The organism is Rhodococcus sp. NPDC058505 (assembly GCF_042720095.1).
Taxonomy (GTDB): domain Bacteria; phylum Actinomycetota; class Actinomycetes; order Mycobacteriales; family Mycobacteriaceae; genus Rhodococcus_G.
Genome location: NZ_JBHXNB010000048.1, coordinates 1 through 7,783 on the forward strand (window position 1 = coordinate 1; position 7,783 = coordinate 7,783).

At 70.5% G+C, this 7,783-nt stretch carries 10 protein-coding genes and 1 pseudogene; 6 read left to right on the forward strand and 5 right to left on the reverse strand.

The genetic code is table 11. From position 1 onward, the window contains the following. A pseudogene (locus ACFWPA_RS19405) lies at window positions 1–101 on the reverse strand (glucose-6-phosphate dehydrogenase (coenzyme-F420)); the annotation flags it as partial. A gap of 238 nt (window positions 102–339) precedes the next feature. On the opposite strand from ACFWPA_RS19405, the gene ACFWPA_RS19410 reads away from it, so the two are divergent. Then, window positions 340–1,113 (forward strand): DeoR/GlpR family DNA-binding transcription regulator, encoded by a 774-nt coding sequence (locus ACFWPA_RS19410; RefSeq protein ID WP_378571562.1) that lies wholly within the window; start codon window positions 340–342, stop codon window positions 1,111–1,113. A 9-nt stretch (window positions 1,114–1,122) separates the two neighbouring features. Here ACFWPA_RS19410 and ACFWPA_RS19415 read toward each other — a convergent pair whose 3' ends face one another. Genes ACFWPA_RS19415 through ACFWPA_RS19425 form a run of 3 tightly spaced genes read right to left on the reverse strand, consistent with a single transcriptional unit; the run spans window position 1,123 to window position 2,598 of the window. Continuing rightward, window positions 1,123–1,551, reverse strand: a complete 429-nt coding sequence (locus ACFWPA_RS19415) for a MaoC/PaaZ C-terminal domain-containing protein (RefSeq protein ID WP_378509101.1) — start codon at window positions 1,549–1,551, stop codon at window positions 1,123–1,125. Next, entirely contained in the window at window positions 1,548–1,997 is a 450-nt protein-coding gene (locus tag ACFWPA_RS19420; RefSeq protein ID WP_378509102.1) for a MaoC family dehydratase N-terminal domain-containing protein, read from the reverse strand. The genes ACFWPA_RS19415 and ACFWPA_RS19420 overlap by 4 nt, the downstream gene beginning before the upstream one ends. Before the next feature lie 31 nt (window positions 1,998–2,028). Then, window positions 2,029–2,598: a hypothetical protein gene (locus tag ACFWPA_RS19425; RefSeq protein ID WP_378509103.1), complete on the reverse strand. Its 570-nt coding sequence runs from the start codon at window positions 2,596–2,598 to the stop codon at window positions 2,029–2,031. Window positions 2,599–2,904: 306 nt separating this feature from the next. Between ACFWPA_RS19425 and ACFWPA_RS19430 the strand changes: the two genes are divergently transcribed. The 5 genes from ACFWPA_RS19430 to ACFWPA_RS19450 all read left to right on the forward strand — a co-directional run bounded on the left by ACFWPA_RS19430 (window position 2,905) and on the right by ACFWPA_RS19450 (window position 7,309). After that, on the forward strand, window positions 2,905–3,642 hold the full coding sequence (locus ACFWPA_RS19430) for a GTP pyrophosphokinase family protein (protein WP_378571564.1): 738 nt from the start codon (window positions 2,905–2,907) through the stop codon (window positions 3,640–3,642). A 112-nt stretch (window positions 3,643–3,754) separates the two neighbouring features. Beyond that, window positions 3,755–4,207, forward strand: a complete 453-nt coding sequence (locus ACFWPA_RS19435) for a MaoC family dehydratase (RefSeq protein ID WP_378571566.1) — start codon at window positions 3,755–3,757, stop codon at window positions 4,205–4,207. Between the two features lie 71 nt (window positions 4,208–4,278). Beyond that, window positions 4,279–5,421: an acyl-CoA dehydrogenase family protein gene (locus ACFWPA_RS19440; RefSeq protein ID WP_378571568.1), complete on the forward strand. Its 1,143-nt coding sequence runs from the start codon at window positions 4,279–4,281 to the stop codon at window positions 5,419–5,421. Continuing rightward, the gene (locus ACFWPA_RS19445) at window positions 5,418–6,419 is read left to right on the forward strand and encodes an acyl-CoA dehydrogenase family protein (RefSeq protein ID WP_378571570.1); all 1,002 of its coding nucleotides are present in this window, start codon (window positions 5,418–5,420) and stop codon (window positions 6,417–6,419) included. The genes ACFWPA_RS19440 and ACFWPA_RS19445 overlap by 4 nt, the downstream gene beginning before the upstream one ends. Before the next feature lie 95 nt (window positions 6,420–6,514). Continuing rightward, on the forward strand, window positions 6,515–7,309 hold the full coding sequence (locus ACFWPA_RS19450; RefSeq protein ID WP_378509108.1) for a FadR/GntR family transcriptional regulator: 795 nt from the start codon (window positions 6,515–6,517) through the stop codon (window positions 7,307–7,309). 52 nt (window positions 7,310–7,361) lie between these two features. On the opposite strand, the gene ACFWPA_RS19455 is transcribed toward ACFWPA_RS19450, so the two are convergent. After that, window positions 7,362–7,658 carry a putative quinol monooxygenase gene (locus ACFWPA_RS19455; RefSeq protein WP_378509109.1) on the reverse strand — a complete coding sequence of 99 codons (297 nt, stop codon included), beginning with the start codon at window positions 7,656–7,658 and terminating at the stop codon, window positions 7,362–7,364. Window positions 7,659–7,783: the final 125 nt, after the last annotated feature.

The following is a 7,783-nucleotide window of genomic DNA, read 5'->3' on the forward strand; positions in this document are numbered from 1 at the left end:
GCCGAATCCATCCCCCGCTCCTCCGCGAGGACCGCCAACTCCACCAACTCCCGCGGCCCGAACTGCTCCGCCGACGCCTTGTACCCGAGCTTGAGGGTCATGCGGGCACCCCAACGTGGCGGCGTGCGCGGCCGATCCGGTCCATCTGCATCGAGGCTCCTCGGTGTCCAGGTGAGGTTGCGTGAGTTCACGCACCGATTGCGCGCTATCGCGCATTCAATGCCCGTAATCATGCAAATGATGGCGTTGCGTGTCAATAATGTGCGCGCACGGGTGGTTAGACTCCGGATGCGCGCCTCGCCATCGGACCGTCCGGTCATCACTCAAGGAGGAACCAGCGTGTCTGCGAGCACCCGACGACACGAGATTCTCGAGCGACTCGTCGCCGACGGCTACGTCGAGGCGAAGGCGTTGTCGCGCGACCTCGGCGTCGACGCGTCGACGATCCGCCGCGACCTGGACGCCCTGGTGCGCGGCGGGAAGGCCGAACGGACGCACGGCGGCGCGCGGCCCGTCGACGGCACCCATTCCGAAATCCCTTACGCCGTCAAGGAGAACGTCCGCAGGGCCGAGAAGGCGGCGATCGCACACGAGGCCGCCGGCCTGGTGCGCGACGGCGACAGCGTGATCCTCGACAGCGGATCCACCACCTACCAGGTCGCGACCTCACTGCGGCACCGGTCCGGGCTGACGGTCATCACCAACGACCTGCGCATCGGGAAGTACCTCGCCACCCTCCCCGATGTGCGACTGCTGGTGGCGGGCGGCGAACTGCTCGGCTCGGTGTTCACCCTGGTCGGTGAGCGCACCGTCGAGTTCCTCACCGACTACTCGGTCGACTGGACGTTCCTCGGCGCGGACGCGATCGACCCCGACGCGGGGATCACGAACAGCAACACCCTGGAGATACCGGTCAAACGGGCCATGATCGCCGCGGCAGCCCGCACCGCGGTACTCGCGGACAGTTCGAAGTTCGGGCAGCGTGCCCTCGCCCGCGTGGCAGCACTGACCGAGGTCGACACGATCATCACCGATTCGGGGGCCCGGACCGGCGAGGAGGACCGGTACGGAACCCGGCTACGGTGCGTCGACGCCGACGCCGACGCACCCTGACCGACCGGGCTACAGGCGAACGTGTGCCTGCGTCTTCCCGAGCACCGTCTGCCCACCGCACGTCACGGTGACGTCGAGCCGCGCGGTTCGGGTCTCCGGGTCGAGCCGAGCGACCTTCACCGCGACGACAAGGTCCGCGCCGTCGATCGGGTCGACCACCACGGGCCTGGTGAACCGGGTCTCGTAGGAGGTCACCGCGGTCGGGTCCCCGATCCAATCGATCACCACCTGCAGGGCGAGGCCGGCGGTGAGCATCCCGTGCGCGAGGACCCCCGGCAACCCGACGCTGGCGGCGACGGTGTCGTTGTAGTGGATCGGGTTGGTGTCCCCGGACGCACCGGAATAACGAACCAGATCCTCGCGGGTGACGGTCAGATCCGACTTGGCGACGATCGCGCCGATCTCCAGGCCCGCAAAGTCCACGGCGGTGCCGCTCATGCGTCGTCCCCCCGCACCAGCAGGGAGGACGTGACGGTCGCGACCGGCTCCCCTGCGGCGTCCCGGATCTCGAAGACGGTGGAAAGAATCGCGTTGCCCACCCGCTCGGTGACGTCGGTGATCGTCAGCGTGGTCGACAACTCGTCGCCGGCGACGATCGGCCGGTGCTGTTCGATCCGCTCCGACCCGTGCACGACGCGGCTGGGGATCACGCCGGTGTCGGGAGCCTCCACCAGCTGCAGGACGGCCCGACCCGCGGTCACCGTGGTGAACGTCGGCGGCGCGATGACGTCGGCAAATCCGGCCGCGCGCGCCGCGTCGACGTCGTGGTGCAGGGGGTTCGTGGACCGCACGGCGCGGGCAAACTCCCGGACCTTCTCGCGGCCGACCAGGTAGTTCGGCGGCGAGAAGACCCGGCCGGCAAGGGTCGGACTCAGTGATGACATCGGTCGAGCGTATCGGTGGGCGGGCAGCGGGCTAGTAGGAGTTCACCGATTCGGTGCACACCGTGAACCGACGATCCGGGTGGGTGAACCCGCCCTCCTCGCATCGTTCGACGTCGGTGACGTCCTCGACGATCGCGGTCACCCGCTCCACCCACGTCGCGGTCGGGTCGGTGCACTCGACCCGGAACGGCTCGTCCGAGCTGTCCGGCACGCTCATGCACCCACCGACGACCCAGTCAATGTCCAGGCACAGCGCTCCCTGCTCGACCGAGTCGTAGGTCTCGTAGTAGACCTGGTCCGCGTCCGACGGGCACTGGGCGTTCTCCGACGCCTTCCCAATGACCTTGTAGTTGGAGTCCATGCTCCCGCAGGTGGCGTGCTCGATCTCCGCGGCGTCCACCGAGCCGCCCAGGTTCACGCAGTCCCCCACCTCGGCCCGGAAGTCGGTGCTGCCGCCGCCGTCGCCGACGTCCTGCCCGGTGATCGCCGTGACCTGCGCGGATGCCGTTCCCTCCACGGTCGGTGCCGAGCAGGCCCCGACCGCGAACACCACTCCCGCGAGAATCCCCGCCACCCGCATCGGCGTCGTCCACCTCGTCATCGCGACCTCCACCCGTCGAATCCGTCACCGCTCCGGCGGCAACCGGACCAGCTGAATCCTGGTCGATGCGCCCTCGCGCGCCGCGGCCACCCCACCCGCATCCGCGGCGCGGCGCGTCTGCTATCCGCCCCGCCCGCTCGTGTTGAATGGGGGTTCATCTGCCATCCGCCAGCGAAACCCCGCACATGAACCCCCATTCAATGCCGGGCGAGGGGACGGGGCCGACGACGGGAATCGGCACAATGGAGGGCGAGCATCGACACGCGCCGCCCGACCCGGGCCCGCGCCCGCAGTGAGGAAGCACCCGTGAGCACGCACTTGTCCGGTGACGGCGTCGAGCCCGAACTGGCGATCCTGTCCGACCTGTTCCGCGACGTGACCGGCGGCGACGCGCCAACCGAGCCGACACTGGACTCGTTGCGGGAGATGCAGCAGCGGCTGACCCGTTTCCGCCTGAACTACAAGTTCGCGATCGACGCGACGCTGACGAAGATCACCATCCTCCGCGAGGAGTTCGAACTCGCCCACGACTACAGCCCGATCGAGCACGTCAACAGCAGGCTCAAGTCGATCGAGTCGCTGCTGCAGAAGGCGATCCGCATCGGCTGCCCACCGGACATCGAGTCGATCCGCGACCAGATCCGCGATATCGCGGGGATCCGGGTGACCTGCGCGTTCGTCTCGGACGCCTACTGGGTCGCGGAGATGCTGACCAGCCAGCCCGACGTGACGCTGATCGAGGTGAAGGACTACATCGCCGCCCCGAAACCGAACGGCTACCAGAGCCTGCACCTGATCGTGCAGGTGCCGGTGTACCTGTCGGACCGCACCGAGATGACGTACGTCGAGATCCAGATCCGCACCATCGCGATGGACTTCTGGGCCAGCCTCGAACACAAGATCTACTACAAGTACAACAAGGCCGTGCCGCAGCGGCTGCTCGAGGAACTGAAGGAGGCCGCCGACGCCGCGACCGAGCTGGACCGGACGATGGCCCGGCTGCGTGACGAGGTCGCGGCGATCGAACGGGAGGCGACCCGCTGACCCGCGCGGCCGCTGCTGTCGGCCGCACCGCGGTGATCACCGGCGGCCACCCGTTTCATGTGAAACCCTCCCCACCACAGGCGATGTCCGAACGACACCCGAGGAGCACCGCGTGAGGACCTTCGATTCCCTCGATGCGCTCGAGGCCGCGCTGGGGCAGGCGATCGGCCCCGGCGACTGGCTGACGGTCGACCAGGACCGGATCGACGCGTTCGCCGACGCCACCGGCGACCACCAGTGGATCCATGTCGACCCCGAGCGGGCCGCGTCCGGCCCCTACGGCGCGACGATCGCGCACGGCTACCTGACCCAGTCGCTGCTCCCCCTGCTCGCCGGTCGGCTGTACACGATCGACACCGGGTCGGCGCGGGTCAACTACGGCAGCAACAAGGTTCGGTTCCCCGCTCCGGTACGGGCGGGGTCGCGGATCCGGGCGACCACGACCCCGGTCGCCCTCGAACGCGCGGCGGCCGGAGCCTTCCTCGCCTCCGCCGTCACCATCGAGATCGAGGGCGCCGACAAACCGGCGTGCGTTGCCGAGGTCGTGACCCTCATCGTCGGCTGACCGTCGGCCCGTCCGGCCCTCCAGCCGAGACCACCACGGCTACCGTGAACTGCGAGCACAGGGAGGACGTCATGCGCACACCGCTGGTACCGGCCGCCACACCGCCGGATCCAGGAACGAGGGCCCTGCGGGCCGAGGTTCGCACGTTCCTGCGCGAGCAGATCGAGGCAGGCGCCTTCACTCCCGGCGTCGACACCTGGCTCACCCGCTGGGACCGCGCCTTCACCCGGGCGCTCGCGGACCGCGGCTGGGTCGGCATGACAATTCCGGTCGAGTACGGCGGGCACGGGCGCACGTTCATGGAACGGTTCGTCGTCACCGAGGAACTGCTCGCCGTCGGCGCACCGGTGGCCGCGCAGTGGGTCGCGGACCGGCAGGCGGCGCCATCCCTGCTCAACTACGGAACCGAAGACCAGAAGCGACGCTTCCTGCCCGGCATCGCACGCGGTGAAATCTGCTGGGCCATCGGCATGTCCGAGCCGGAGTCGGGCTCCGACCTGGCGAGCGTCCGAACCCGGGCCGCCCGGGTCGATGGCGGCTGGTCCCTGTCGGGCACCAAGCTGTGGACGTCCGGCGCGCACCACGCGGACGCGTTCTTCGCGCTCGCCCGCACCGCCCCGCCGGACCCCGCGCACCGACACGACGGGCTCGGGCAGTTCATCGTCCCCCTCGACTCCCCCGGCGTGACGATCGAGCCGATCCTGTCGATGTCGGGCGATCACCATTTCAACGAGGTGCGACTCGAGGAGGTGTTCGTTCCGGACGAGCTGGTGCTCGGCGCCGTCGGTGACGGTTGGACGCAGGTGACGTCCGAACTCGGCTTCGAACGCAGCGGCCCGGAACGATTCCTGTCCACCTTCACCCTGCTCGCCGCGACCGCCGACGAGGTCGCGGCGGGGACGCTGCCCGCGGATCCGCGGATCGGGGCCCTGGTGGCCCGTCTCGTCGGGCTGCACCACATGTCGACGGCGGTGTCCGAGGCACTGGAGCGCCGCGAGAACGCGGAGGTCGCGGCCTCGGTGGTGAAGGTCCTCGGCACCGCCACCGAAGGCGACATCGCGGACCTGGCCGACGAACTGGCAGGAGAGGAGGCATCCCGGGAGTACGCGGGGTTGGTCACCGCGGGTGCGCTGCAACGACCGGGCTTCACGCTGCGCGGTGGCACCAGCGAGATTCTGCGCGGCGTGATCGCGCGGGGACTGGGGATGCGGTGAGCGCCGACCTGGACGACCTGACCCGGCTGCTCGATCGGGTCTTCGACAAGGCCGGTGCCCGAACCGGTTTCGATCCGGCGTTGTGGTCAACCCTGTCCGACCTCGGGGTCACCCGGCTGACCGGCGCCGAGGCGGGCGGCGGCTGGCCGGAGGCCGCCGTGCTGCTCGCCGCGGCCGGGGCGAGTGCGGCACCGGTCCCGCTCGCCGAGAACGACCTGCTTGCCGGCTGGCTCGCCGACTCCGCGGAACTGCCGGGCGGCGACACCCCCATCCGGACGGCCGCGGTCGTGGACGGCAGCGGTGTCGCGCACCGGGTTCCGTGGGCCCGCCACGCCGACGCCCTGGTGGTGGTGTGGCCGGACGGGGACGGGCATCGGGTCGCGCAGGTGCCGCGCGCCGGCGTCGACGTGGTCCCGGGCGCGAACCTGGCCGGGGAACCGCGGGACCGGGTGACCGTCGACCCATCCGGGCTGGCCGGCGTCGCGATACCCGGCACCGTGGTCCGGGAACTGCAGCTGCGGGGCGCGTTGGCGCGGGCGCTGGCGATGACCGGTGCGGCGGGCCGGGTCCTGGACATCGTCGTCGGGCACACCACCACCCGAACTCAGTTCGGCAGGCCGATCGCCGCTTTCCAGGCGGTGCAGCAGCTGGTCGCGGACATCGCGGCGGCCGACGCCCTCGCCCGGGCCGCGACCGAGGCCGCCGTTAGCACCGTGATGGAGAACGGGTTCGACGCGGCGGCAACGGAGTTCGCGATCGCGTCGGCCCGCTCCTGCGCCGGGCACGCGGCGGCCACGATTGTCCGGAACGCACATCAGGCAATGGGGGCGATCGGCTTCACCGCCGAGCACCCGCTGCACCGGTACACGAACCGGCTGCTGGCCTGGCGGGGCGAGTTCGGGTCGGTGCGGTCCTGGGACGACGCCGTGACCGGGGCGGCGGCCGGCGCGGGCGGCGCAGGCCTGTGGCCGTTGATCAGCGGCACCGGGGCGCCGTGAGCGCCGCGGATGACGGGCTCGTGACCTGTGTCAGGGACGACGGCGCCGGGTGCTTTACTGGGTCGACGCAACGACAAGGGCGAGGGAGACGACCGGTGGCCGACAAGACCTTCGCACCGGTCTTCCATGCACCGAGCCTCGCGACCCGCCCGATCCGGACCCCGAAGACCGCCGAGATCGTGGCCCGCACCCTCCGCACGATGATCATCGAGGGCGCGCTGAAGGACGGCGACCACCTGCCCCACGAGGCGGACCTGATGGACCGGTTCGCGATCAGCCGCCCCACCCTGCGGGAGGCAATCCGGCTGCTTGAATCGGACGGGCTCGTCGAGGTGCGGCGCGGATCCCGGGCCGGTGCCCGGGTATGCGTCCCCGGCCCCGAGGTGGTTGCGCGGCCCGCATCGATGCTCCTCGAACTGTCCGGTGCCACGATCGCCGACCTGTTCGTCGCCCGCGAAGCCGTCGAACCGGACGCCGCCCGGGTGCTGGCAGCGGAGGGCAGCGAGGAGGATTTCGACGAGCTCGCGCGCATGGTCGAGGAGGACCTGCCCGCGTCGTATGCGTCGAAGACTCTGGTCGCCGGCCTGTCCGCGTTCCACCTGCGGGTGGTCCAGCTGTCCGGCAACGCGCCGCTCGCGATCATTGCCGGGATGCTGTACGAGCTGACCCGGCACGACACCGGCCCCGCCGTCCTGGAAACGGACGAGGACCGCGAACTGTACGCGGCAAACCTGAAACTGGCGGTCCGCTCCTGCAGGCGACTGATCCGGCTACTGCGCAGCCGGGACGCGGACGCCGCGTTCTCGCATTGGCGCAAGCACGTCGTCAACGCCCGCCCGTTCCTGATCGACGGGCGCGGCGCGGAATCGGCGCGCGGCCGCGTCGGCTGACGCCCCGACCACCGCCGGGGTGCCGCGGCCAGGGCCACGGCACCCGGCGCGGTCAGATGTCCGCGGCCACCGTGCCCGTCGTCAACGCCGGTGCACCGGCCAGCAGCGGCCCCAGGTCGGTGATCGCGCCCTCCCCGGCCCGGAACCTGCGGTAGGCGGCGTCATGCTCGGCCGACTCCCACCGCTCGATGAACCGCCAAGTGTTCGGGCTCGTCGCGTCGATCACCGCGTCCACCCCGAGGCACCCGTCGAAGGCGCGGGTCTCGGTCAGCACGCGGCCCATCACCGCACGCGCGGCGTCGAGGGCATCGGGTTTGAAGGTCAACTCGAGGACAGCGATCAATGCCATGTTTTCTCCTACGGTTCGATCCGCCCGAAGGCGGCTGCGCCGCCCGTGAGTCCTTTCGGCCCGCCACGGGACCACAAGGACTCACGGGCGCGGAGCGCCTACTTGAGTTCGGCGAGGACGGTGCC

Bases quoted from the DNA above. Each gene is read 5' to 3' on its own strand.
- ACFWPA_RS19415 (WP_378509101.1), bottom strand. From the start codon at position 1,551: ATGAGCGGCACCGCCGTGGACTTTGCGGGCCTGGAGATCGGCGCGATC.
- ACFWPA_RS19420 (WP_378509102.1), bottom strand. From the start codon at position 1,997: ATGTCATCACTGAGTCCGACCCTTGCCGGCCGGGTCTTCTCGCCGCCG.
- ACFWPA_RS19425 (WP_378509103.1), bottom strand. From the start codon at position 2,598: ATGACGAGGTGGACGACGCCGATGCGGGTGGCGGGGATTCTCGCGGGA.
- ACFWPA_RS19440 (WP_378571568.1), top strand. From the start codon at position 4,279: ATGCGCACACCGCTGGTACCGGCCGCCACACCGCCGGATCCAGGAACG.
- ACFWPA_RS19455 (WP_378509109.1), bottom strand. From the start codon at position 7,658: ATGGCATTGATCGCTGTCCTCGAGTTGACCTTCAAACCCGATGCCCTC.